Annotated in this window: 18 protein-coding genes; 7 read left to right on the top strand and 11 right to left on the bottom strand. The window is 70.9% G+C overall.

The window, feature by feature from the left end; genetic code table 11:
* Positions 1-54 precede the first annotated feature (54 nt).
* The 3 genes from ACTIF1_RS17470 to ACTIF1_RS17460 all read left to right on the top strand — a co-directional run bounded on the left by ACTIF1_RS17470 (position 55) and on the right by ACTIF1_RS17460 (position 3,184).
* Positions 55-1,029 carry a tripartite tricarboxylate transporter substrate binding protein gene (locus tag ACTIF1_RS17470; protein WP_439597730.1) on the top strand — a complete coding sequence of 325 codons (975 nt, stop codon included), beginning with the start codon at positions 55-57 and terminating at the stop codon, positions 1,027-1,029.
* A gap of 81 nt (positions 1,030-1,110) precedes the next feature.
* The gene (locus ACTIF1_RS17465) at positions 1,111-2,118 is read left to right on the top strand and encodes a hydroxyacid dehydrogenase (RefSeq protein ID WP_439597729.1); all 1,008 of its coding nucleotides are present in this window, start codon (positions 1,111-1,113) and stop codon (positions 2,116-2,118) included.
* An 88-nt stretch (positions 2,119-2,206) separates the two neighbouring features.
* Positions 2,207-3,184: a tripartite tricarboxylate transporter substrate binding protein gene (locus tag ACTIF1_RS17460; RefSeq protein WP_439597728.1), complete on the top strand. Its 978-nt coding sequence runs from the start codon at positions 2,207-2,209 to the stop codon at positions 3,182-3,184.
* Between the two features lie 48 nt (positions 3,185-3,232).
* Here the strand turns inward: ACTIF1_RS17460 and ACTIF1_RS17455 are convergent, their stop codons facing one another.
* From ACTIF1_RS17455 to ACTIF1_RS17440, 4 genes are read right to left on the bottom strand one after another with little or no spacing between them, the layout of a single operon-like run.
* Positions 3,233-4,363 carry a DegT/DnrJ/EryC1/StrS family aminotransferase gene (locus tag ACTIF1_RS17455; RefSeq protein ID WP_439597727.1) on the bottom strand — a complete coding sequence of 377 codons (1,131 nt, stop codon included), beginning with the start codon at positions 4,361-4,363 and terminating at the stop codon, positions 3,233-3,235.
* Positions 4,360-4,764: a RidA family protein gene (locus ACTIF1_RS17450; RefSeq protein ID WP_439597726.1), complete on the bottom strand. Its 405-nt coding sequence runs from the start codon at positions 4,762-4,764 to the stop codon at positions 4,360-4,362. Before ACTIF1_RS17450 ends, ACTIF1_RS17455 begins: the two co-directional genes overlap by 4 nt.
* Positions 4,764-6,356, bottom strand: a complete 1,593-nt coding sequence (locus tag ACTIF1_RS17445; RefSeq protein ID WP_439597725.1) for an ABC transporter substrate-binding protein — start codon at positions 6,354-6,356, stop codon at positions 4,764-4,766. The genes ACTIF1_RS17450 and ACTIF1_RS17445 overlap by 1 nt, the downstream gene beginning before the upstream one ends.
* Entirely contained in the window at positions 6,353-7,924 is a 1,572-nt protein-coding gene (locus ACTIF1_RS17440; RefSeq protein WP_439597724.1) for an ABC transporter substrate-binding protein, read from the bottom strand. Before ACTIF1_RS17440 ends, ACTIF1_RS17445 begins: the two co-directional genes overlap by 4 nt.
* A 275-nt stretch (positions 7,925-8,199) precedes the next feature.
* Here ACTIF1_RS17440 and ACTIF1_RS17435 point away from each other — a divergent pair, with 275 nt between their 5' ends.
* Positions 8,200-9,216: a histone deacetylase family protein gene (locus ACTIF1_RS17435; RefSeq protein WP_439597723.1), complete on the top strand. Its 1,017-nt coding sequence runs from the start codon at positions 8,200-8,202 to the stop codon at positions 9,214-9,216.
* On the opposite strand, the gene ACTIF1_RS17430 is transcribed toward ACTIF1_RS17435, so the two are convergent.
* From ACTIF1_RS17430 to ACTIF1_RS17415, 4 genes are all read right to left on the bottom strand, one after another.
* Complete coding sequence (locus ACTIF1_RS17430; protein WP_439597722.1) at positions 9,200-10,165, bottom strand: aldo/keto reductase; 966 nt, start codon at positions 10,163-10,165, stop codon at positions 9,200-9,202. The genes ACTIF1_RS17435 and ACTIF1_RS17430 overlap by 17 nt on opposite strands.
* A 47-nt stretch (positions 10,166-10,212) precedes the next feature.
* Entirely contained in the window at positions 10,213-12,189 is a 1,977-nt protein-coding gene (locus tag ACTIF1_RS17425; RefSeq protein WP_439597721.1) for a hydantoinase B/oxoprolinase family protein, read from the bottom strand.
* Between the two features lie 5 nt (positions 12,190-12,194).
* On the bottom strand, positions 12,195-14,237 hold the full coding sequence (locus ACTIF1_RS17420; protein WP_439597720.1) for a hydantoinase/oxoprolinase family protein: 2,043 nt from the start codon (positions 14,235-14,237) through the stop codon (positions 12,195-12,197).
* Between the two features lie 86 nt (positions 14,238-14,323).
* The gene (locus tag ACTIF1_RS17415; RefSeq protein ID WP_439597719.1) at positions 14,324-15,223 is read right to left on the bottom strand and encodes a LysR family transcriptional regulator; all 900 of its coding nucleotides are present in this window, start codon (positions 15,221-15,223) and stop codon (positions 14,324-14,326) included.
* Positions 15,224-15,316: 93 nt separating this feature from the next.
* Here ACTIF1_RS17415 and ACTIF1_RS17410 point away from each other — a divergent pair, with 93 nt between their 5' ends.
* The 3 genes from ACTIF1_RS17410 to ACTIF1_RS17400 are packed head-to-tail and all read left to right on the top strand — an operon-like array spanning position 15,317 to position 18,112.
* Positions 15,317-15,637 carry a (2Fe-2S)-binding protein gene (locus ACTIF1_RS17410; protein ID WP_439597718.1) on the top strand — a complete coding sequence of 107 codons (321 nt, stop codon included), beginning with the start codon at positions 15,317-15,319 and terminating at the stop codon, positions 15,635-15,637.
* Positions 15,619-16,995 (top strand): FAD-dependent oxidoreductase, encoded by a 1,377-nt coding sequence (locus ACTIF1_RS17405; protein ID WP_439597717.1) that lies wholly within the window; start codon positions 15,619-15,621, stop codon positions 16,993-16,995. The genes ACTIF1_RS17410 and ACTIF1_RS17405 overlap by 19 nt, the downstream gene beginning before the upstream one ends.
* The gene (locus ACTIF1_RS17400) at positions 16,985-18,112 is read left to right on the top strand and encodes an NAD(P)/FAD-dependent oxidoreductase (protein ID WP_439597716.1); all 1,128 of its coding nucleotides are present in this window, start codon (positions 16,985-16,987) and stop codon (positions 18,110-18,112) included. Before ACTIF1_RS17405 ends, ACTIF1_RS17400 begins: the two co-directional genes overlap by 11 nt.
* A gap of 570 nt (positions 18,113-18,682) precedes the next feature.
* Here the strand turns inward: ACTIF1_RS17400 and ACTIF1_RS17395 are convergent.
* Genes ACTIF1_RS17395 through ACTIF1_RS17385 form a run of 3 tightly spaced genes read right to left on the bottom strand, consistent with a single transcriptional unit; the run spans position 18,683 to position 21,596 of the window.
* Entirely contained in the window at positions 18,683-19,450 is a 768-nt protein-coding gene (locus ACTIF1_RS17395) for an ABC transporter ATP-binding protein (protein WP_439597715.1), read from the bottom strand.
* Positions 19,447-20,499, bottom strand: coding sequence for a FecCD family ABC transporter permease (locus ACTIF1_RS17390; protein WP_439597714.1), 1,053 nt, complete (start codon positions 20,497-20,499; stop codon positions 19,447-19,449). Before ACTIF1_RS17390 ends, ACTIF1_RS17395 begins: the two co-directional genes overlap by 4 nt.
* A complete protein-coding gene (locus tag ACTIF1_RS17385) occupies positions 20,487-21,596 on the bottom strand; it encodes an ABC transporter substrate-binding protein (RefSeq protein WP_439597713.1) in 1,110 nt (369 codons plus the stop codon). The genes ACTIF1_RS17390 and ACTIF1_RS17385 overlap by 13 nt, the downstream gene beginning before the upstream one ends.
* Between the last annotated feature and the right edge of the window lie 8 nt (positions 21,597-21,604).

Below are 21,604 nucleotides of genomic sequence, written 5' to 3'. Positions count from 1 at the left end.
GTGCCGTCTGAGCCTGTCAAGCAAAGCCGCGGCGCGGGGAAGGAAACCATCGAGATGCCAGCACCCCTTTTCGGGCGCCGCACCGCCCTTTCCGCCGCCGCCGCCATGCTGGCCACGCCGGCGCTGGCCCAGCGCGGCTGGCCGGCGACACGCCCGATCGAGATCGTGGTGCCCTTTGCGCCCGGCGGCGGCATGGATGTCATGGCGCGCACCGTCGCCCCCTTCCTCGCCGCGCAGCTGCCCGGCGCGCGCGTCATCGTCGGCAACCGGGCCGGCGCCGGGGGCCAGGTCGGCACCGAGGCGGTGGCGAATGCCGCACCCGATGGCTTCGTGCTGGGCGCCTGCGCGACCCCCACCATCCTCAGCCAGCCGATCGAACGCGCTGTCCGCTGGCAGCCGGCGGAACTCACCTATCTGGCGCAGGTCGTCGAGGATCCCTGCGGCCTGTTCGTCCGCGCCGACAGTCCGCTGCGGGGGCTGCCCGATCTGCTGGCGGCGGCGCGGGCGCGGCCGGACGACGTGCCCTATGGCACCGCCGGCATCGGCGGGGACGACCACATCGCCACCCTGCTGCTGGAGGAGGCCGCGAGCCTGCGGCTGAACCACATCCCCTTCAACGGCACCTCGCAGCTGCTCGTGCCGCTGCTCGGTGGCCAGCTGGCGGTCGGCGCCTTCAATATCAGCGAGGCGCTGCCCCTGCTGCGCGACCGGTCCATTCGTGGCCTGGCCCTGGCCAGCGCCGAGCGGAATCCCACCGCACCGGATATCCCGACCTATCGCGAGGGCGGGGTGGACGTCGTCTTTTCCGCAGGCCGGGGCATCTTCGGGCCGCCAGGGCTGCCGGGGGCGATCCGCGCGCAGATCGAGGCGGCCTTCGCGGCCATCTTCTCCGATCCGGCCTGGTCGGACGCCGCCGCCCGCGCCGGCCTGCCGCTCAAGCCGCTGGTCGGCGCGGCCTATCGCGACGCGGCACTGGGGGGTGAGGCGGCGCTGCGCGCGCTCTGGGCCCGGCGGCCCTGGAAAGAGTAGGATCAGCTTTTCGAAATTTGATTTCGGTTTTCTATATTCCTGTCTGACCGCGCGCCCCGCCCCGTTCCGAAAGTGTCCTGCATGCCCCAGCCCGAAGCCACCAGGCCCGCGGTCCTCGTCACGGCCGCGAAGCTCGCCCCGGAGGCGGTCGCCCTCCTCGAATCCGCCGGCTACGCCGTGCCCTGCACATCCGGCTATCCGTCCGAGGCCGAACTGCTGGCCGCCATCGCCGCGCACCGCCCGGTCGCGCTGTTGCACCGGCAGGGGATCATCAACGGCACGGTCATGGATGCGGCGGCGCCCAAGCTGCGCGTCATCGCGCGCCACGGCGCCGGCGTGGACGGCATCGACCTGCCGGCCGCCGAGGCGCGCGGGCTGACCGTGACCCGAGCCGCCGGCGCCAATTCCCGCTCGGTCGCGGAACATGCGATGGCGCTGATGCTGTCCCTGCTGAAGGACCTGCCCGCGGTCGCGCAGGGCATGCGCGAGGGCCTGTGGGAGAAGACCTCCCGCATGACCCGCGACGTGGCGGGGGTCTCGCTCGGCCTGGTGGGCTATGGCGCGATCGGCTCCAAGGTCGCGCGCCTGGCGGAGGCCTTCGGCATGCGGATCGCCGCCTATGACCCGCTGCTGCCCGCGGGCCCGCTGCCGGGGCCCGGGGAGCGCGTCGCCGACCTTGCAACGCTGCTCGCACGCTCCGAGGTGCTGTCGCTGCACTGCCCGCTGGATGCGTCGACGCGCGGGATGATCGGCGCGGCGGAACTGGCGGCGCTGCCGCGCGGCGCCATCCTGGTGCATACCGCCCGCGGCGGCATCGTGGAGGAGGCGGCGCTGCTGGCCGCGCTGGACTCCGGCCACATCGCCTGGGCCGGCATCGATGTCTTCGCGCAGGAGCCGCTGGACGGCGCGAGCCCGCTGCGCGGCCATCCGCGCATCCTGCCCACGCCGCATCTGGCGGCCAATACGCCGCTCGGCGCCGTCGGCATGTCCACGGGCGCCGCCGAGAGCATCGTCGCGGTGCTGGCAGGGCGACTGCCGGCCCTGCCGGGCGCCGTGGTGATCCCGGGCGGCCTGCGCGTGGCAGCCTGAAGGGATGACGCGCGACGCGCCCTGCGGATGGGGCGCCTGCGCCACCGCCTGCCCGCAATCCTGAAGACGTTCCAATGGAGAGGAAACCATGAGCACCCACACCGCCCCCACGCGCCGCGGCATTCTCGCCGCCGGCCTCGCTTCCCTGGCGGCGCCCGCGCTGGCGCAGCCCGCCTGGCCGGCCGGCCGGCCGATCGAGGTCGTGGTCGGCTTCGCGCCGGGCGGCGGGACGGATGTCATGGTCCGGGCCCTCGCGCAGTTCCTGCCGGCGGAGCTGCCGGGCGCCAGTTTCGTCGTCTCCAACCGGCCCGGCGCCGGCGGGGAGACCGCCTATGTCGCGCTGCAGGCCGCCCGGCCGGATGGCTACACGCTCGGCACCATCAACACGCCCGGCTATCTCTCGCTCGGCGTGCAGCGACGGGTCCGCTACGACCGCGCGCAGATCCGGCTGATCGCGCGCCTGGTCGATGATCCGAGCGCCTTCGTCGTGCATCGCGATTCACCCTTTCGCACGCTGAAGGACGTGGTCGAGGCCGCGAAGCGACGCCCGGGCACCATCAGCGTCGGCTCCTCCGGCATCGGCACCGACGACCATCTGGGCCTGACGCTGTTCGAGGCGGCGTCGGGGGCAGAATTCATCCACGCGCCCTTCGCCGGCGCCGGACCGGTGCGGAATGCCGTGCTCGGCAAGCAGATCGATATCGCGGGCCTCAACCTCGGCGAGATCGGCATGCTGGGGCAGGAGAATCCGCTGCTCCGCGCCATCGCCGGCATGGGAGAGCATCGCTGGGAGCTGATGCCGGACGTGCCGACCTTCCGCGAGGAGGGTTTCGACGTGCAGATGACGAGTGAGCGCGGGCTGGGTGCGCCGCTTGGCATCCCGGACGAGATCGCGAAGCGGCTGGAGGATGCGATCGCGAAGGTGATCGCCACGCCGGAATGGGCCGAGAAGGTCCGCCAGCTGGAACTCGCCATGGCCTTCCTGCGCGGCGCGGAGTGGGAGGCGCAGATGCCGGCGCAGCTCGCGCGCTACCAGGGGATCTGGCAGCGCACGCCCTGGCAGTGATGGGCGACAGGCTGCGCCGCGGCCGCGCCCATCACCACGCGGAGGCGGTCAATCCGTGCGCTTCCACCGGCACATGGCGGCCGTCACCCCATCGATATCCGCCATCTGCAGGTGCGGTCCGATCGGCAGGCCCAGCAGCCGGTCTGCCGAGGCCTCCGTCTTCGGCAATTGCCCGCGCGTGACGCCGAGCCCGGCATAGACCGGCTGAAGATGCATCGGCGGGCTGTAGAGTGCGTTGCACTGCACGCCCGCGGCGGTCAGGTGCCGCGCCAGCGCCTCCCGCTCCGGCGTCTCGATGACGTAGTTGCGCCAGGCGTGGCGCAGGCCCGGCTGTTCCGCCGGCACCTGCACCAGGCCCGCAAGCGCCTGCGAATAGCGCGCGGCCTGCGCGCGCCGTTGCGCCAGCGTCCGGTCCAGTGACGGCAGCTTGGCCCGCAGCACCGCGGCCTGGATCTCGTCCATGCGGTCGTTCTGGCTCTCCTCCTCATGATGCAGGGCCAGCGGACGCGGCTGCATGCGGTGCCGGGCGCGGTCCTGCCCGTCACCCGAGACCAGGCGCAGACGGCGCGCGACCTCGGCATCCTGCGTGGCGCAGCCGCCGGCATTGCCCATGGCGCCGAGATGCTTGCCGGAGGAGAAGCTGAAGCAGGTGATATCCGCGAAGCGGCCGAGGCGCTGGCCCTCGATCTCCGCGCCCAATGCCAGGCAGGCATCCTCGATCAGCGCCAGCCCGTGCCGGTCGGCCAGCTTGCTGAAGGCCCGGATGTCGCAGGGCTGGCCATACATGTCGACCGGCAGGATGGCGGCGGTCCGCGGCGTGATGGCGGCCGCGCAGGCCGCCGGGTCCATGCAGCGCGTCAGCGGATCGATATCCACCCACACCACCCTGGCGCCGACCGAATGGATGGCGGTGCTGTTCGCCATGTCGGTATTGGCGACGGTGATCACCTCCGCGCCCGGCCCGATGCGGAGCGCGCGGAACGCCGCCTTCAGCGCCGCGGTGCCAGAGCCGGTGGCCACGAAATGCCCGGCGCCGAGCCAGGCCGCCAGTTCGCCCTCGAAGGCCGGAACCTCGTCGCCCCAGTCATAGCGCCCGCTGGCCAGCACGCGCGCCACCGCGGCATCGATGGCGGCCTTGTCGTCGAGATAGAGCTTCCGCCGGTCATAGACGGGGATCATGGGGAGGGCGCTTTCGCCTGCGGCGCATAGGCGATGACCTCGACTTCCATCGTGATCTGCGGCCGGCCGAGCACCGGCACATAGAGGCCGGTATGCGGCGGGCGATGATCGCCGAGGTAGTCCAGGCGCACGGCCGTCACGGCCTCCCGGTCCGCGGCATTCGTCAGGATCGTCGTGACCTTGGCGATGTCGTCCTTCGTCGCGCCCATATGCGCCAGGACGCGGTCGATGTTGCGCCAGATCTGACGCGCCTGGTTGGCGGCATCGCCGCCGACCCAATGGCCGTTCTCATCCTTTGCGACCTGGCCGGAGAGGAAGATGAAGTCGCCGGCGCGGGAGGCCTGCTCGTAGCTTTCGCCCGCGCGAACGCCGGGCGGGCTGGAGGTGAAGACCCTGGTCATCAGCGCGCCCCGGTATTGCGGCGCGCCAGCACGGCGCGCGTATAGTCGTAGCCGCTGGCCTCGTAGGTGATGCCCCGGCGCGTCGCCCAGAAATTGGTGAGCTGGTAGAGCGGAATGACCGCGGCATCCTCCACCGCCATGGCCACGGCCTGCCGCAACTGCGCCTCCCGCGCGCCATCGTCGAGCGTCGTGAGGGCGCGGGCAATCAGCGCATCCAGCGCGGCATTGGAATAGCCGGACCGGTTGAAGCTGCCCGTCGAGCGGTCGCGATCGAAGGTGCTGACCACATTGATCAGCGGATGCCCGGCCTGACCCGAACTCGCCCAGCCCCACATCGTGATGGGAAACTCCATGCGCGCGGCCCGCGGGCCGTAGGCGGCAAGCGGCAGGACCTCCACCGTGGTCTGCACGCCGATGCGCGTCCACATCTGCGCGATGGCCTGGGCCGAGACGGGATCGGTCGGCCGCGCATTGCCGGCGACGTGCAGCACCATGCGGAAGCCGTCGGGATAGCCGGCCTCGGCCAGCAGTCGCCGGGCCGCCACCGGGTCCGGCTGCGGCACGGCGATCGCCGGATTGTAGGAATAGGCCCCCGGCGGCATGAACTGGTAGTTGGGCACCGCGGTGCCCTGCATGATCCGCTCCGCCAGCGCCTGGCGATGGATGGCGATGGACAGGGCCTGCCGGACGCGCCGGTCCTTCAGCGGATTGGTCGCCAGCGGCCGTCCCTCATTATCCGTGACATGCGGTGCCACCTCCGCCGATTGGTTCGGTGCCAGGTAGACCAGCCGCAACCCCTGCGCCGAATGCACGGCCGTATTGGGATCGCTGCGGAAACGCGGCAGGTCGTTCGGCGAGGGCAGGTCGATCAGGTCCACCCCGCCCGAAAGCAGCGCTGCTGACCGTGCGCCGGCATTGGGGATGTAGCGGAACACGACGCGGTCCCAATCCGGCCGCGCCCCCCACCAGCCCTCGTTGCGCACCAGCTCCGCTTCCGTCCCCGGCGCGTAGCTGCGCAGGATGAAAGACCCCGTGCCGATTGCGGCGCGCAGCGCATTGTAGTCATCCGTCGTCGCACCCTCGCCGACCTGGCGGGAGACGATGGCGACCACCGAAAGGTCCATCGGCAGGGTCGGCGCGGGGCCATCCGTGTGGAAATGGACAGTCAGCGGATCGACCACCTCCACCCGGCTGATCGAGCGCACCTGGCCGGCATAGCTGGAGGTCGCATTGGGCACGTTCGGCACGCGCCCGACGGTGAAGGCCACGTCCTCCGCCGTGAAGGGCTGGCCGTTGGAGAAGCGCACGCCCGGACGCAGCTTGAATTCCCAGACTGTCTCCGCCACCGGCCTCCAGCTCAGCGCAAGGCTCGGCGCCAGGGTGGAATCCGGGCGGCGATCCGTCAGCGCCTCAAAGACATGGTAGGTCAGGGTCTGCGTGGAGGTGCCCTGGTTGAAATGCGGGTCCACCGAGCCGGGAGCGGCGCTGATGCCCATGGTCAGCGTCGTCTGCGCCACGGCCGGCATGGCGAAGAGAGCGACCAGGCCGAGCGATGCCGCGCTGACGCGGAGGTGCCTTGCCAGGGCGCTCACCGCGGGAAGGCCCGCATCGCGGAGGTCATCTCGGAACTGCCGCTGTCGCCGACCTCGTAGCGAATGCTCGACTTGGAGGCTACGAGGACCGGGGCGGTGAAGAAGGGGATCAGCACACGTGCCTCCGTGGCACGGCGGTTGGCGGATTGCAGCAGCGCCAGGCGCCGCGCCGGGTCGCGCGCATTCAGCGCCGCCTGGATGTCGCGGTCCGTCTCCGCGTCGGAATAGCCGGATCGGTTGCTGGCGCCGAGCCGCCGGCCGCGATCCAGGCTGTGGAAGAGGTTGTTCAGCGTATAGCCGGCATCGCCCTGGTTGTTGCTCCAGGCACCGAGGAAAAGTGGCGCGGGATTGCTGCCGGCGCGGACGCGTCCGAAATAGACATTCGCCGGCACGGCCTGCACATCCGCGCGGATGCCGATGCGCGCCAGCATCTGGCCCAAGGCCTGGCAGACCTGCGCATCGGCCACGTAGCGGTCGTTGGTGCAGAGCAGCGCGGTGGAGAAGCCGTTGGGGTAGCCGGCCTCCGCCAGCAGGCGCCGCGCCTCGTCAGGGGCGAAGCGGTCGGCGGGGCGCTCGACGTAGCCGTTCATGCTGGGAATGCCGATCTGGCTGGCGGCCTGGCCATAGCCGAGCAGCAGGCTCCGGATCATGCCTTCCCGGTTGGCGGCCAGCGAGATGGCCTGGCGCACGCGCGGATCGGTCAGCGGACTGCGCCCCTCCACCATCGCGACGCGCGGATCGAGGTTAACGCCGAGGAACATGACGCGGGAGGAGCTGCCGCTGTGGAGCGTGATGCCCGGCGTCGAGGCCAGCCTTGCCGCATCGTGCAGCGGTACGAATTCGATGAGGTCCACATCGCCCGCCAGCAGCGCGGCGCTGCGCGCGGCGTCATTCGGCAGCACGCGGAATTCCACCGCATTCCAGGCGGGCTTCTCGCCCCAATAGCTGTCGTTGCGCTGCAGCAGCAGCCGGTCGCGGCCCTGCAGCCGCACCAGGCGGTAGGGGCCGGTTCCGATGGCGGCGCGCCCCTGGTTGAATTCCTCCGTGCCCCGCCCTTCTGCGGCACGCCGGGAGAGGATCGACAGCTTGGCGATCTGGTTGGGCAGCATCGGCACGAAGCCATCGGTCACCAGATCCACGGTAAGATCATCGACCTTGCGGATTTCGGTCACGCCGAGCAGCGCGCCCGTATAGGGCGCCGGGTTGTTCGGGATATTCGGCACGCGCTGCAGGCTGAAGACCACGTCATCGGCGGTGAAGGGCGTGCCGTCATGGAAGGTCACGCCGGGGCGAAGCCTGAAGCGCCAGGCATTCTCGCCTTCCGGCTGCCAGGACAGGGCCAGGTCGGGGTGCAGCCGGCCCTGCGCATCCTGGTCGATCAGCGCGCCATAGATATGCTGGTTATAGGCGATGTTGGTGTCGATCAGCATGAAGTGCGGATCGAGCGTCGGCGTGCCGGTGGTGCCGATGCGCAGATCGGTCGCTTGCGCCGCCGGAAAGCCAAGGCCCAGTCCCAGCAGGGCGATGGCTGCGCGCAGCGGCAAGCGGGATTTCGTCGTGAACCCCATGGCCTACTCCATCCTGTATCGGGCTGGCCGTCCAGGTTCCGCTTCTTCCGGGCGGGGACCTGTCGGGAACCACCGAAATTCGCGAGGGTAATGCCGCGTATTCTGCGCTCCGGAAGCGATCCTCATCTGCAGGCGCGCGATATGCCAAGACAATCCGCGCCTGCCTTCATAAGCGCGTCTTATACCGAAGACCGCGATCGGCCTGGCCGAAGCAATGGGCAGTCGGCGGCCCGCGGCGTATCACCTGGCATGATCGTCCATCAGGGAAGTTCCAGATGCTCGTCATCCATCACCCGGACCAGGCCAGGCACGACGTCGAAAGCGTCTTCCGCACCGGCAGGTTCATCCCGCATTTCGACCGGGCCGAGCGCTACCGCATCTTCCTGGATGCGGTGACGCGCGCGGGACATGAGGTCGTGCAGGCGCCGATCGCGGGGCTGGAGGCGATCACCGCCGTGCACGATCCCGCCTATGTCGACTTCCTGAAGGGCGTGCATGCGCGCTGGATGCAGCGGCCGGACTTCGGCCCCGTCGCGGTGCCGAGCGTCCATCCCACGCACCGCATGCATCGCAGGCCCACCGACCTGATCGGCGAACTCGGCTGGTACAGCAATTCCACGACCTGCCCGATCGCCGCCGAGACCTGGACCTCGGTCTTCGCCAGCGCGCAGGTCGCCATCCACGGGGCGCAACGCCTGACCGCCGCCGAGGCGCCCGTCTATGCGATGTGCCGGCCGCCCGGACACCACGCCTATGCCGACCTGATGAGCGGCGGCTGCTACCTCAACAACACGGCCATCGCCGCGCAGCTTCTCACCAGCCGCTTCGGCCGCATCGGCATCCTCGACATCGACGTGCACCACGGCAATGGCACGCAGTCGATCTTCTGGGACCGTGCGGACGTCATGACCTGCTCCGTGCATGTCGATCCCAATGCCGGCGCGCCGCTCTATGCCGGCCATGCCGATGAGGTGGGCGGCGAGGCCGCGCGGGGATGCAACGACAACCAGCCGCTGCCGCGCGGCACGACCGATGCGCCCTGGCTCGCGGCCATCGACAGCGCTCTGGCCCGTCTCCGCAACTTCGCGCCGGGGGCGCTCGTCATCGCGCTGGGCTTCGATGCCGCAGAGCACGACCCCGTGGCGACCTTTCGGATCACCGAGGCAGGCTTCGCCGAGGCCGCAGCGAGGATCGCAGCCCTGGGCTGCCCCACCCTTCTGGTGCAGGAGGGCGGCTATCTCAGCCCTTCGCTGGGCCGGTATCTGCAGAGCTTCCTCAGAGGATGCGGCTGACGTAGGGCGCTTCCAGCCGCGCCACCTCCTCCGCCGTCAGGTCGAGCTGCGTGGCGGCCGCCGCATCGGCGATCTGGGCGGGGTCGCTGACACCGACGACAGGCGCCGCCATCACCGCCTTGCCCATCAGCCAGGCCAGCGACACCTGCATCGGCTTCACGCCGCGCGCCCGCGCGATGTCCAGCACCGCATCCAGCACGGCGAAGTCGCTCTCCCGGTAAAGGCCTTCCGCGAGATGATCGGTGCGCGCCCGCTGGGTCGCCGCGCCTTCGCGCGTCCGGTTGCCGCCGAGAAAGCCGCGGGCGAGCGGGGAATAGGGCACCAGGCCGACGCCCTGGTCGAGGCAGAGCGGGATCATCTCCCGCTCCTCCTCCCGCTGCACCAGGTTGTAGAGGTTCTGCATCGCCACCGGCCGCGCCCAGCCGCGCTCCGCCGCCAGGGTGCACATCTGCGCGAAGCGCCAGGCCGGCATGGTGGAGCCGCCGATGTAGAGCACCTTGCCCGCGCGGACGAGGTCGTTCAGCGCCGCCATCGTCTCCTCCACCGGCGTCACCGCATCCAGGCGGTGCAGCTGCAGCAGGTCGATATGGTCCGTCTCCAGGCGCTTCAGCGAGGCCTCCACCGCGGCCACCAGGTGCTTGCGCCCGACGCCGCCGGCATTGGGCTTCGGACTCGTGGGGATGCCGACCTTGGTGGATATGACGACCTCCTCGCGCGGCACCTCCTTCAGCAGGGTGGCGCCGATGATCCGCTCGCTCTCGCCGGCATTGTAGACGTTCGCGGTGTCGAAGAAATTGATCCCGGCCTCGAGCGCCGCGCGGAAGAAGGGGCGCGCGCCCTCCTGGTCGATCGGCGCCCAGCCGCGGCGACCCGCCGCGCCCCAGGAATTGCCGCCGAGGCAGATGGCGGAGACGGTCAGGCCACTGCGGCCGAGCTGGACGTATTTCATGCGAAGACCTTTCCGGCGTCGTGGCCGCGCCGATGTCTACCCGGCGATCAGCCCGCGGGGAACATCTCCGGGTAGCGCCGGCGCAGGCGCGTCACGGCCTCCGTCACAGGGCAGCCGGTGGTCTCCCGTGCGATGGCCGGCACCATCTCAAACAGCCGAGACTTCATGAAGAAGCGCCAATGCACCGGCAGGCTGGCGATGACATCCGTCATGGCGGCATAGACGTCGCGGCTCCAGAGCTGTTCGAAGGTATCGCGTTCGGGGCCGAAGAAGAAGTGGCGGCCGGTTTCCGTCGCGCGCAGCGCCGCCCGCCGCGCTGCTGTCGCGCTTTCGTCCACCACGCCGTCGCGGATGATCACCCCGTAGTCGGTGGCCGCGGCCTCGACAGAAACATAGCCGCGCCGCACATCCTGCAGCACCAGCGCCGCGTCGCGCTTCAGCGGGCTGCCGCGGCCGCCGCCGCCGGGCGAATGGATATGCAGCACATCGCCCGGATCCATGCTGGTGATGTCCGTATTGCCCAGCGGCTTCACGCGAGCCGTGCCCGGATTGAGCATGAAGTCGGATGGCTTGCCGCTATGCCCGCCGAGCGTGCCCCAGGGACGGAAGCGGCAGCGGTCGCGGTTGCGCGCGGTGATATGCGTATTGGGCGAGAAGACCTTGAATTCCAGCACCGAGGCGAGGCCGCCGCGATGCTCACCGGCCCCGCCGGAATCCGGCATCAGCCCGTAGCGCAGGAACTGGATCGGGACCTCGGTCTCCGTGATCTCGATCGGCGTGTTCTTGAGATAGGCGCCATCGGCGCCGGATCCATTGGTGCCGTCGCGATGCGGCATCCCGCCGGCGCCGCCGACCACCGGGTTGATCGCCGCCAGCACCGTCTCCCGCGTGCGGTTGTCCACGGTGCGGACATTCATGATGGAGCTGGTGCCGGCGGGCGCCGCCGGCATGCGGTCCGGAATCGCCAGGCTGAAGGCGCCGAAGATCAGTGAGCGCAGCCGCGCGCAGGTCAGCGACCGCATGCCGACCGCGGCCGGGAAGGTCGGGTTCAGCACCGTGCCCTCCGGCGCGATGCAGGTGAAGGGCCGCACCAGCCCCGCATTCAGCAGGATCTGCGGATTGAGCGTGTAGAGCACGTAGTAGACGCCCACCAGCAGCAGCGTGTGCCGCGCCGCGCCGCCCGTCGGCACGTTCAACGCGGAGGTCAGCTGCGGGTCCGTGCCGGTGAAGTCCAGCGTCGCACTGTCACCCTCGATGCGCAGCGTCAGCGCCAGCCGGCAGGGATTGCCGCCGGCCGAATCCTCATCCGTGTAGTCGCAGAAGAAGTAGTCGCCATCGGGGATGGATCGCAGGATCTCCCGCGCCTGGTGCTCGGCATAGTCCAGAAGCCCGGCCTGGCCGGCACGGAAGCCCTCCAGCCCGAATTTGCGCAGCATGGCCAGCACCTTGCGCTCCCCTGTATTGAGCGCGCCGACGAAGGCCTTGAGGTCGCCCAGGTTCTGCTCCGGCTTGCGGACGTTGAGGAGCATGATGCGCAGTGCCTCCTCGTTCAGCACGCCTTCGCGGTACATCTTGAGCGGCGGGATGCGCACGCCTTCCTGGTGGATCTCTGTCAGGGTGCGCGAGAGGCTGGCCGGGACGGCGCCGCCCATATCGGTGTTGTGGATATGGCCGCTGGCGAAGGCGACGATCTCATCCTCCCAGAAGATCGGCTTCCACATGTGCAGGTCCGGCGCATGGGTCGCCAGGAAGCCGCTATAGGGATCGTTGGTGGCGCCGATATCGCCCGGCCTGTAGTCGGGGATCATGCCGATGGCGGGGCCGTAGTTCAGCCCGACATACCAGGTGGCGCCGAGGTCCATCGGCACGGCGCTGACCTGGCCGGCGGGGTCGAGGATCTGGATGGTGAAGTCCTCCGTCTCCTTGACGAAGGTGGAATGCGCCGTGCGGTACAGCGTATAGGCCATGTTCTCCGCCGCCGCGCGCGCGTGGTTGGCGAAGACCTGCAGCGTGACCTTGTCCATCGTGCTCAGCCCTCCGCCGTCAGGTGCAGGTTGCCATGGGCATCGACGGTACCGGCGTAGCCCGCAGGGATGCAGACCGTGCTGTCCTCCTGCGCCACCACGGCGGGGCCGGCGAATTCGTGCCCGTGCCGCAGGTTCTCCCGCAGGAAGAGCGGCATGCGGTGCATCGCGCCATCGTGCCAGACATCGACCAGCCGTTCGGGCCGCGGCGTGCCGGAGGCTTGCGCCTGCACCGCGAAATCGGGCGGCTCCGTCGCGCCGGCGATGACCAGGCGCAGATTGACCAGCTGCACGGGCGCGGCCTCGTCGGCGAAGGCGTAGATGGCGGTGTGGCGGGCATGGAAGGCGGCGCGGATGGCGTCCAGGTCGCCGTCCTCGATCCAGGCTTCCTCCAGCACCGTCTCGATCTCGAAGGACTGGCCCCGGTAGCGCATATCCGCGGAGACCTGCAGCGCAGCGACACCCGTGAAATTCTGGTCACGGCGCAGCCAGCGCTCGGCCTCCGCGCGCAGCGCCGCCAGCGCGGCCTGCATCGCCCCCAGCCCCTCCGGCCGCACCTCGATGAACATGGTGCGGATGAAGTCGTTCTTCACCTCCGCGACCAGCCCGCCGAGCGCGCTGACCACGCCAGGGCGGCGCGGGACCATCACGTGGCGGATGCCGAGTTCCCGCGCCAGCAGGCAGCCCATCATCGGGCCGGCGCCGCCGAAGGGCACCAGCGTGAAATCGCCGAGATCGACACCGTAGCGCGCCACCAGCTTGTTCACCTCCGCGAACATGGAGGAGATGGAGACCATGATGATGGCTTCCGCCGTCTCATGCAGGCCGCGCCCCAGCTTCCGTGCCAGCTCGCCGACCACCGCTTCCGCCCGCCCGCGATCCATGCTGACGGAGCGATAGGCCAGCGGCGCATGGCCGAGGAAGCCGCAGACCGCCATGGCGTCGGTGATGGTCGCGCGGTCGCCGCCGCGCCCATAGCAGGCCGGGCCGGGCGTCGAGCCGGCGCTTTCCGGGCCCACCTTCAGCATGCCGAAGCCATCGACCGTGGCGATGGAACCGCCACCATCGCCGATCGAGGTGACGGAGACGCTGGGCACATAGAGCGGGAATTCGCCGATCAGCTCGCCGGTGCCGAACTGGGCCTTGCCGTCGATGATGAGTGCGACATCTGCGCTGGTGCCGCCGATATCCAGCGTCAGCGCATGCGGCACCCCCGCCTGCCGCGTCAGGAAGGAGGCGCCCATGACGCCGGAGGCGGTGCCCGACAGCAGCATGGAGACGCAGGAGCTGCGCCCCATGGCGATGTTCATCATGCCGCCATTGGACTTGGTGATCATCGGCGGCGCCGTCACACCGCGGCCGCGCAGCGCCTGTTCCAGCGAATGCAGGTAGCCATCGACGCGCGGGAAGACATAGCCGTTGAGGATCGCCGTGGTGGTGCGTTCGTATTCCCGGATCACCGGCCAGATCTCGGCGGCGCAGAAGACGAAGAGGTCCGGCGCCAGGCGCTGCACCACCGCCTTGGCCGCCTGTTCCTGTGCCTGGTTCCGGTAGGCGTGCAGGAAGGCGATGATGACGCCCCGCGCGCCCCGCGCCCGCGCCAGGTCCAGCGCCTCGGCCACCGCCTGTTCGTCCAGTGGCTCCGCCTCGCTGCCATCGGCCAGGATGCGGCCGGCGACGCCGAAGATGCGGTCGCGCGGGATCAGCTGCTCCGGCCGCGCGCAGAACAGGCTGTACATCTCCGGCATGCGCAGCCGCGCCAACTCGATGACATCCTCGAAGCCGGCATTGGTGATCAGCGCCAGCTCCGCGCCCTTGCGCTGGATGACGGTATTGATGCCGACGGTGGTGCCGTGCACGAAGCTGGTCACCTCGGCGGGGTCCATGCCGTGCCGCTGCTGCAGCAGCGCGATGCCTTCCATCACCTCGCGCCCCGGCTCATCCGGCGTGGTGAGGACCTTCAGCGTGTGCATCTGCCGGGTCGTCTCATCCAGCGCGCAGAAATCGATGAAGGTGCCGCCGATATCCACGCCGATGCGCCAGCCCATGCCGTATCCCCGTCAAAGCTGGCGCAGTGTCGGGCGGCGGCCGCCAGGCGTCCAAGACCGAGTGAGGGGTCCGCGATAAGCCGCCCTTATGAAGGCAGGTGGGGCATGTAGCGGCTGCCGGCCTCCCGCAGCTTCCGGCGCAGCACGTTCTGGGTGGTGGAAAGCGGCCGCCGCGTGCTGAACAGCAGGGAGATGGGCAGGGTCTGCTGCGGCAGGAAGCGCCGCGTCGTCAGGTCCTGGAAGCCGCTCCAGGGCACCAGCGCATCCACCAGCGCCACGCCCAGCCCCTGCTGCACGAAGCCGATGGCGGCGATGGAGACGTCGATCTCCACCTGCGGCAGGTAGCGCGTGCCCGCCTCGGCGAAGGCTTCCGCCAGCATCACGCCCTGGAGGCTGTCCGGGCGATAGGAGATCAGCGTCTCCCCCTCCAGGTCGGCGGGGCCGATGCTGGGCTGGGCGGCCAGACGGTGGCCCTGCGGCAGCAGGCACAGCACCTCGCTGCGGCCGATCCGCTCGGTCTGGATCAGCGGCTGCGGCGTGTCGTTCAGCGCGACGCCGAGATCGGCCTCGCCATTGTCCAGCATGGTGGTCAGCACGGCCATGGAGACGATGTAGGAGACCACCCGGACGCCCGGGCAGGCGATGCGGAAATCGGCCAGCGCCTGCGGCACGAAGGACAGTGCCGTGGGGGCGGAGGCCGCGAGCCGCAGCGCCCCCTGCTTGCCGTGGCGCAGATCGGCGGCGAAGCGGCGGAAGCCTTCCAGGTCCCGGTGCAGGCGCTCCGCTTCCGGGAAAAGCAGATTGGCCTCCGGCGTCGGCGTCAGCCGGCCGTGCAGGCGCTGGAACAGGCGGAAGCCCAGCTGGTCCTCGGCATGCAGCAAAAGCTGGCTCAGGGCGGGCTGGGAGACATTGAGCGCCTGGGCCGCGGCCGTCAGCGTGCCGCAGCGCATGATGGTGCGAAAGACTTCGATCTGCCGTGCATTCATGGGTCGCTCCCAGGCTCCGCCATAGGTCGGGCTTATGCAAGCAAGCCGGATGCCGATTGGACAGCCCCCGCCGCCGGGCGGAGGCTGGGCGGCATGAGCGCAAGCGGGCACGAGGCGGGGCTGTTCCGCCGATTGGCGGAAACCGGGCGGCGGCCGCTGCGGCTATGGGTCGATGGCAAGCCGATCGAGGCGCTGGACGGCGACACGCTGATGGTGGCGCTGCTGACCCAGGGCCTGCTGCTGCGGCACAGCGAATTCGGCGATGGCGCGCGGGCCGGCTTCTGCATGATGGGCGCCTGCCAGGATTGCTGGGTCTGGACGGAGACGGGCGAGCGGCTGCGCGCCTGCAGCACCCCCGCCACCGACTCGCTCCGCATCGTGACGCGGGAGGTTCCGTGGCCGGCCCTGCCGTGATCGTCGTCGGCGCTGGGCCGGCGGGCATCCGCGCGGCCGCGCGGTTGGTCGAAGCCGGCCTGCGCCCGGTGCTGATCGACGAGGCCGAGCGCAGTGGCGGCCAGATCTATCGCCGCCAGCCCGCCGGCTTCACGCGCCCGGCCTCGGCGCTCTACGGATCGGAGGCAGCCAAGGCGGTGGCGCTGCACGCCGCGGCCGATGCACTGGCGTCGCGCGTCGATCATCGCCCCGGCACGCTGGTCTGGGCCATCGCCGATGGCGCGGCGCTGACCCAGCGTGAGGACCGGCTGGAGCGCCTGCCCTATGCGGCTCTCATCGTCTGTTCGGGCGCGACGGACCGCATCATGCCGCTGCCCGGCTGGACCCTGCCCGGCGTCTACAGCCTGGGCGCGGCGCAGATCGCGCTGAAGGCGCAGGCCTGCGCCATCGGGTCGCGCGTCGTCTTCCTCGGCACCGGGCCGCTGCTCTACCTGGTCGCCTGGCAATATGCGAAGGCCGGCGCGACGGTGGCGGCGGTGCTGGATACCAGCCCCTTCCACCGCCGCGTCCTGGCCGCCGCGTCGCTCGCCGCGCGGCCGGCGGTGCTGGCGCAGGGGCTGCGCTACCTGGCCGGCCTGCGGCGGGCCGGCATTCCCGTCCTCACCGGCGTCACGCCGCTGCGGATCGAGGGGCAGGGCCGCGTCGGCGCCGTGCTGGTGCGCGACCGCCGCGGGCGGGAGCGGCGCTTCGAGGCGGATGCGGTCGGGCTGGGCTACGGCCTGCGCTCCGAGACGCAGCTGGCGGACCTGGCGAAGGCGCGCTTCGCCTTCGATGCCGCGGCCCGGCAATGGCTGCCGGAGAGGGATGCGGATGGCCGCAGCAGCGTGCCCTTCGTCTACCTCGCGGGGGATGGCGCGGCGGTGCGCGGCGCCGATGCGGCGGAGCTGGCGGGGCAGCTGGCGGCTTGCGCCGCGCTGCGCGACCTGGGCCATGCCGTGCCGGAGGCGGAGTTCATCCGCCTGCGCGCGGCGCTGCGGCCGATGTCGCGCTTCCGCCAGGGGCTGGAGGAGGGCTTTCCCTGGCCCGGCCACCTGGCCGCGACGCTGCCGGACGAGACCATCATCTGCCGCTGCGAGGCCATCACAGCCGGCGACATGCGCCGCACCATTGCCGAGACCGGCGCGCCGGAGATGAACCGCGCCAAGTCGCTCGGCCGCGTCGGCATGGGGCGCTGCCAGGGCCGCATCTGCGGCCTGGCCGCGGCGGAGCTGCTGGCCGCCGCCCGCGGCGTTCCGGTGCGGGAGGTGGGACGACTGCGCGGCGCCGCACCGATCAAGCCCCTGCCGCTGACCGCGGAACTGGCCCCCGATGCAGGCTGACGTCATCATCGTCGGCGGCGGGCTCATGGGCAGCGCCACCGCCTTCTTCCTGCGCCGCCGCGGCCTGTCCGTCATCCTGCTGGAACGCGACCTGGTCGGGCAGGCCGCCACCGTTGCCAGCTTCGGCAATATCCGCCGCCAGGGCCGCTTCCTGCCCCAGCTGCCGCTGGCCAATCTCTCGCGCGAGCTCTGGGGCCGCCTGCCGGAGCTGATCGGGGAGGATGTGGAATTCCTCGCCAGCGGCCATCTGCGCGTCTGCTTCCGCGAGGCGGAGATCGCCCGGATGGAGCAGTATGCGCGCGACTGCCTGCCCTACGGGCTGAAGCTGGAGCTGATCAGCCGCAACGCGCTGCGCGAACGCTTCCCGTATCTGTCGCCGGATGCGGTCATGGCCTCCTACTCGCCGCTGGATGGCCATGCCAATCCGCGCCTCGCAGCGCCGGCCTTCGCGCGCGCCGCACGACGTGAAGGTGCGATGGTGGTGGAGAATGCGGAGGTGATCGGCATCGCCCGCGGCGCCGAGGATTTTGCCGTGGAAACCCGCGCCGGCACCTACCACGCGCCGATGGTGCAGGTCTCGGCGGGCGCCTGGGGCCAACGGCTCTCGGCGGCGCTGGGGGAGGATGTGCCGCTGACGCCGGCCGGCCCGCAGATGGGCGTGACGGAACCCGCTCCCTACCGGATCCCGGAGGTGATGGGCATGCACACCGACATCGCGGAGGAGGGCGTCTATCTGCGCCAGGTGAAGCGCGGCAACATCGTCTTCGGCGGCGGCCGCCGCGATGCCGCCTCGCTGGACACCAAGCGCGCGACGCTGAATCCGCTGAACACCATGGCCCAGATGCCGCATCTGCGGCGCCTTCTGCCCGCCATGGCCCAGCTGCGCGTCATCCGCAGCTGGAGCGGCGTGGAGGGCTATCTGCGCGACGACATCCCGGTGATGGGGCCGAGCGGCGTGACGCCGGGCCTGTTCTACGCCTTCGGCTTCTGCGGCCATGGCTTCCAGCTCGGCCCCGGCGTCGGCGCGACCATGGCGGAGCTGATCGCCACCGGCCGCACCAGCGTGCCGATCGAGCCGTTCCACATCGGGCGCTTCGCCGCCTCAGGCCCCGCCTGAGCGGCGCGCTTTGCCGTCTCCCCGCCCCAGGGCCGGGAGGCCTGCCAGGGCATGGGCTCCCCCTTCAATCGCCGCGGAGGCTGATCGCTCCTGTCGCTTCTGGCCAAGGCCGGAAGGACGGGCGCATGACTTGCGCCATCTGCCGCCCCCTTCGCCCGATCGTCCCGCCTGCTGCGACCAGGCGAGCTCGTCCCGGAGCCCTGGATGATGGATCTCCTCTCGTCGCCCTGGGCGGCGCGGTGGTGATCGGCCTGCTCGCCGCGCGCTTCCTGACGGCGGAGGGGATCGCCGAGCCCTGGCGCGGACCTGGCTGCTGCTCGTGACCGGCGTGCTCGGCAGCTGCACCACCGTCTCCTCCTTCAGCCCGCAGACGCCTGGCTCGCGCCGCGGTGACCGGGCGCGCAGCGGTCTATGTGATGGCCTCGCTCGGCCTTTAGCTCTCCGCCGTAGAGGCCGGGCAAGGGGGCCTGGCTGCCGGCCGCCTGCCCCGGCCATCGCCTGGCGCAACGCATGAACCGTCTTCGGGCGAGCTGAACATGGCCACGACCACGACCAGGGCCGCCCGCTGCATCAGGCCATGCGCGGCCCAGCCGGCAGGGCGGCAACCGGGATGATCGCGCGCTGCCCCCTGGGCGTGACATGCAGCTCCGCCTCCAGCCCATAGACCTCGGCCATCAGCCGCGGGGTCAGCACCGCCTCCGGCAGGCCGCACCCCACCAGCCTTCCCTGGCAGAGCACGGCGAGCCGGTCGGCAAAGGCTGCGGCGGCGTTCAGGTCGTGGATCGCCACGATCACAAGCAGCCCATGATCCCGCGCCAGACGCCGCAGCAGGCCGAGCAATTCGAACTGGTTGCGGAGGTCCAGCGCGCTGGTCGGCTCGTCCAGCAGCAGCGCCGCCGGCTCCGCGCAGAGAAGCTGCGCCAGGAAGACCATCTGCCGCTGCCCGCCGGACAATTCCCCGAGCAGGCGCGAGGCCAGGCCGGCGATGCCCAGGCGGTCCAGCGCCGCGATGGCGCGCGCCACCTCTGCCTCCGCCACCCGCATCCCCAGCACGCGCAGCCGGCCGAGCAGCACCGTCTCCAGCACCGTCAGCGCGGTGCGCGCGCCATTGTCCTGCGGCAGGAAGCCGATGCCCGCGCGATCCAGCCCGTGATGCACCACGCGCCCCTCATGCCGCAGCAGGCCGGCCGCCGCGCGCAGCAGGGTCGATTTGCCCGAGCCGTTCGGCCCCAGCAGCGCCAGCACCTCCCCTCCCCTCGCCGAGAGGCTCACCCCCCGCACCGCGTCATGCTCGCCGTAGCGCACCGAAACCGCGTCGAGATCCAGCCGCGCGCTCACCAATGCGACCTCCGCGAGGCCAGGATCAGCCAGGCGAAGAAGGGCACGCCGATCAGCGCCGTGACGATGCCCACCGGAAACAGCGCCCCCGGCGAGACGATCTTGCTGGCGACGGAGGCGGCGGACAGCAGCACCGCGCCGGCCAGCGCCGCCCCCGGCAGCAGCACGCGCTGATCCTCCCCCAGCAGCATCCGCGCCAGATGCGGTGCCACCAGGCCGATGAAGCCGATGGTGCCGACGAAGGCGACCGCGACGCCGGTGGCGACGGAGACGAAGACGAAGCCGCGGAAGCGCACGCCGGCCACGCGCACGCCCAGCGCCGCCGCGCGGTCATCGCCGAGACGCAGCGCCGTCAGCCGCCAGGCATCGCACAGCAGCAGCGGCACGGCGATGACCAGCACCGCGGCGACGATGGCCAGCTTCGGCCAGGTGGCGCGCTGCAGGCTGCCGAACAGCCAGAAGACGATCTGCTGCAGGGCCTCAGGCGAGGCCATGAACTGCAGCATCGCCAGTAGCGCCTGGAACAGGAACATCAGCGCGATGCCGGCCAGCACCAGCGTTTCGGGCGTCGCGCCGCGGATGCCGCCCAGCGCCCAGACACCGGCGCAGGCCAGCGCCGCGAAGAGGAAGGCGGCCAGCGGCACGGCCTGCGCCTCCGCCATCGGCAAGGCCGCGCCGAAGACGATGACCAGCGCCGCGCCGAACCCTGCGCCGGCGGAAACGCCGAGCGTGTAGCTCGAGGCCAGCGGGTTGTTCAGGATGGTCTGCATCACCGCCCCGGTCAGGCCGAGCGCCGCGCCCACCAGCAGCGCCATCAGCGCCACCGGCAGGCGGATGGACCAGACGATCGCCTCCACCATCGGGTCCTGCCCGGCCCCGAACAGGGAGGCCGCGACGGCCGAGACCGGCAGCAGCGCCGGCCCCGTCGCCAGGTCCAGCAGGAAGCACAGCGCCAGTACCGCCGCGCCACCGGCCAGCAGGCCGGCGCGCCGCGCAGCGCGCCGCCCCCAGGCCGCGCGCGCCTCCGCCGTGGCGCTCAGGCCCGCCATGGGAGCATCCAGGTGCCGGAGAAGGGCACCGGCAGGTAGCGCGCGTGGTAGTCGGCCAGCGCCGCCACGGGGTCCATGTCCGCAAAGGCGCCGGGCCAGGCGCGGCGGGCGATGTAGAGCATGGCGGTATCGTCGAAGAGCGTGCGGCACAGCCCGTGCTCGATGGCATGCAGCTCGCCGTTGCGGATCGCCGTCAGGCCGGACCAGCCGGCGCGCGTGGCATAGGGCGCCAGGCTGGCGCGCGTCTGCTCCGCCGTCACGCCATAGCCGGTGCGCACGGCGTTCGGGCGGTTCACCCAGGAGGAGGCGCCGATGTAGAGAAAATCCGGATTGGCGGCGAGCACCGCCTCCGCCGCGATCGGCGCGTAATTGCCGGTGAAGCGCCCCTCCGCGACATTCTGCACGCCGAGCAGCGCGAAGATGCGGCCCCACATGGTGGCGGAGCCGTAGCTGTTGCCGACCACATCCTTGCCGCCCTGGCCGAGCTCCAGATGGATTTTGGGGCGCGTCGGGCCGGCGGCGCGGCCGACGCGGTCCAGGATCTCGCCAATACTGCGGCGATAGCGCTCCGCCAGCTCCGCCGCCCGCGCCTCGGTGCCCATGGCGGCGCCGATCGCCAGCGTCGAGGCGACATGACGCTCCACGGTCTGCGCATTGTAGTCGAAGACGAGGATGGGAATGCCGGCGGCGGCAATCTGCTCGCGCGCCGTCGATCCCGCCGTCCAGGCCCAGGCCGGCATCATCAGCAGGTCCGGGCGCAGCGAGATCACCTTCTCCGCGCTGAAGGTGCCTTCATCGGTATTGCCGACATCGGGCAGCGTCGCGAGGTTCGGGATCAGCTCCCGGTAGCGCGCAAAGATGGCGGGGCGCCAGCCTTCCCAGACCACGCGGTTCATGCCGACCACGCGCTGCCAGCCCTCGAGGCCGGCGATGGCGGTGAACTCCTCGTAGTTGAACATGTTCACGATGCGCTGCGGCTGGCGCGGCAGCACGACCTCGCGGCCGATGGCGTCGGTGATGGTGCGGGTTTGCGCGAGGGCCGGCAGCGGCAAGGTGGTGGCCGCGAGCGCGGCCAGGATCTGGCGTCGGGTGGTCATGGGGTGTC

The sequence above is a fragment of the Falsiroseomonas sp. genome (assembly GCF_051860665.1).
Lineage (GTDB): Bacteria > Pseudomonadota > Alphaproteobacteria > Acetobacterales > Acetobacteraceae > Falsiroseomonas.
This window is presented reverse-complemented; position numbering and strand designations above follow the sequence as displayed.